Here is a 3216-nt window from a genome sequence, read left to right on the forward strand (position 1 = left end):
CTGTTTCTTTTTTCGGTGATCGTTTGCTATCCTGTTTCTCTTACCCTACTTCTTACTCTTTTCGAGATCGCTTCCTCGCTTCGCTCATCGCGATGACTCCGCTAAACGTCATTTCGCAGAAGTCTTATTGTATTGAAGTATACCATAAATTATTTAAAATTTATTATTTTTTATTCTAACATTCAAACTCGCTGGCAAAACTAATGGTTTTGTCCGGTGCAATGCTTTGATTCGGGTCGAGTAGATGTAATATAGTTGATGTACTTAAGCATGCTTTGTATTCCCTGTTATTCCTCTCTTTCGATATGTGGAGTGTCACAATATTCTGCCATATACAACAACATCAACATCCCTCACAGAACCGTACTTGCGGATCTCCCGCATACGGCTCTTCAGTAAATCTCACCCAACATGCGACCGTTCATAAAAGCTATGGACAATATGTGGTTTGGGCAGTGGATAACGTTTACATATTTCAGGGACACCATACTAAATTCAGAACTTCATACATGGGATCCACAGCAATCTTACCTAAATAGCTGCGAATTAATAGTTTCCCCGGATAGTTTGTGATAAAATGCTTCAGATAAAAGATTTTTTTTAAGAGATTTAATTCTTCAAAAGTGATTTCTTGGCGCACGGGACGGATCACTTAATTATTGCAATCTCGTCATTGATACATATATTATTGTGCCTGAGGGTGGCAGCTCCCCTTTTCTACCATTATCAGGCAACACGGACGGTCGGAATGCAAATCTTTTTGAGGAAGTCATTATATAGTACAAACAAATAAAGGTAAATATACTAAGATAATAATTCACGATGCACACGATAGTCTCATTAATACAAGTAAATACAAATAAATCGGGACACTTAATTATTGAGTATAAAACGGTTTGTTGATAAGATAGCCATAGAATTCTGGGCATATTGCCTGATGGATAATCACGTGCATTTCATAGCAGTTCCAAAAAAGTAAAAATAGTTTCTCAAAAGGATTTGCTCAAACGCACAAGCTCATGTGAATAAAACAAAGAACAGATATTTATCGGATAATTTCCTGGAAGAAGAAATACTCGACTGGGGGGAATATTTGTTAGATGATATTGATGATAAGAAGAGCCAATTTTTATTGGGCATGTCGACACTGGTAGACCATTAGGGGATCAAGAATTTATAGAAGAAATCGAAAAATGTGAAGGAAGAATGCTGAAACGGAAGAAGCCGGGGCCCCAGAAGAGATTAAATTAAGTGTTCTGTCACTGGAACTACATTAAAAGTTTTTGCGGCAATAATAAATTTTATTTTATTTGATTTATTGCTATAATAAAAAACGAACCTAACTCTTTTAAAATTTAAAATACATTTTAATAAACAAAGGGTGTAGTATGAAGCTATCTCGAAGGTCTTTTATAAAATATTCTGTAGCCGGAATCGCATTGGCAAAACTTATTCCTCTCTCGCATCTCTTTGCCGCTGTCAAACAAGTACGGCCGGATAAAAAGATATTTGTCCCCGGCCTTGCCAAAGCAAGTGAGTTTATTAATCAAAAAAACGGTAAGACATTCATTGCAGGATACCCCGTCCAATGGTGGATAGATAAATACGGGCTTCCTTTAACCATAAACTATGCTCCCGATATCCGTAAAAACATCCGTGGTTTCAAAAATGTTTTTACTAAATATTACCCCAAAGGTGATATTCGCTACGCAGTAAAAGCCAATGCGCATCCCACTATCCTATCCCTGGTCAATGAAGAAGGTGCCGGAGCGGATGTGGCTTCCGAAAATGAGGCAAAATGTGCCCTCCAAGGGAATATAGATCCCGAACATATTGATGTAAATGGCAATTCAAAATCAGAAGCATTGATCGAGATGGCGTTAAAGAAGAATATGCATATCGTAGCGGATAATATCGAGGAATTCCTTGTTATCTCCGCATTGGCTAAAAAACATATGTCAAAACCCAAGGTTGTCCTGCGTCTTGCCGGTTACGATCTCAAAAATGTGACAGACGAAGGTGTATTTACAGCCGGTAAGTGGTGTAAGTTTGGCGCTAGTATCAAAGACCTTCCACGTTTTTACTCACTGCTTCCTAAACATCCTCACATAGATTTTCTAGGATTTCACACGCATATAGGTTCACAAATAACAGCTATCCAACCATATAGCAAAGTACTGGGCAAGCTTATTGAGTTTTCTAAAGCCCTTAATGAGAAAGGCGGAAAATGCAGGTTAATCAATATTGGCGGAGGGTTTCCTGTCAGTTATTTCAAAACCCGTAAAGAATGGGACGAGATATTGGAACTGATACGTAATGGATATATCGCGTTACAAAAAGGCGATGATTCAAAGGTATGGATCTGGGGTGGAGAACCGGCCATGTTTATGGACCAAACCACGGGAAAAATAGACCTAAAAAACTGGATCGGTGAAGAGTCCTATTCTGAGTTCCCACAACATCTTATGCTTGAAGCTATTTTTAAAAATAACGTTACAATAAACGGCCAAACTATGAACGCGGTAAAGGCATTAAAAAGCATAGGTGAACCTACTATTGTAGTTGAACCGGGAAGAGCTATTGCTGAAACGAGCGGAGTTTCCTTAATGAAGGTTACTGCCATAAGGAAGATCCCAAGCGGCCATAACATGATTGCTGTGGATGCAGGATCTGTTAATTACGCCGACTCAATTGCTAGAGACTATCTAATGCGCCGTTGGACACTAGCTGAAAACAACAAGGAAACGGACAAGGAACCATTTGACGCATTTGTTGCTGGACGGCTCTGTTTTAATGCAGATATAATATGCAGGATAAAAAAAAGATTCCCGAGAAAACCAAAAGAAAATGAGGCCGTACTAATACACAACGCGGGGGCATATTGTTCCCAATTCTTCGCGGCCAATACTAATTCTTTCGCAAGGCCTGCAAGGGTTATTTGCTATGAAGACGGCTCTGTTGCATACATAAGAAAGAAAGATACATACGACGAGATATTCTCACAGTAGTAAAAGGGTACGCTTCTAAGTATCCCCTTTTACTTGGTCTTACCAGAAATATTTATCCAGTCAGCAACATTACCTAATAATAATGAAGAAAGAACTCCGCAAAGGAAAAAGAATAGACTTCCGCGGATTCGGGACATATCACACTATCAAACTTCCAAGCAGAATCTATCAAGACCCCGTCACAAACAAGATAATCTCCATACCATCC

At 38.9% G+C, this 3216-nt stretch carries 2 protein-coding genes; both read left to right on the top strand.

Annotation, left to right across the window (positions count from 1 at the left end; genetic code table 11):
• Positions 1 to 1021 precede the first annotated feature (1021 nt).
• The gene (locus tag P9M13_03660) at positions 1022 to 1162 is read left to right on the top strand and encodes a hypothetical protein (GenBank protein MDP8262381.1); all 141 of its coding nucleotides are present in this window, start codon (positions 1022 to 1024) and stop codon (positions 1160 to 1162) included.
• A 226-nt stretch (positions 1163 to 1388) separates the two neighbouring features.
• Entirely contained in the window at positions 1389 to 3008 is a 1620-nt protein-coding gene (locus P9M13_03665) for a hypothetical protein (GenBank protein MDP8262382.1), read from the top strand.
• Positions 3009 to 3216: the final 208 nt, after the last annotated feature.

It is taken from the genome of Candidatus Ancaeobacter aquaticus, from assembly GCA_030765405.1.
In the GTDB taxonomy this organism is placed as follows: Bacteria; Auribacterota; Ancaeobacteria; order Ancaeobacterales; family Ancaeobacteraceae; genus Ancaeobacter; species Ancaeobacter aquaticus.

Coding starts and splice junctions, on each gene's coding strand:
- P9M13_03665 (MDP8262382.1), top strand. CDS start 1,389: ATGAAGCTATCTCGAAGGTCTTTTATAAAATATTCTGTAGCCGGAATC.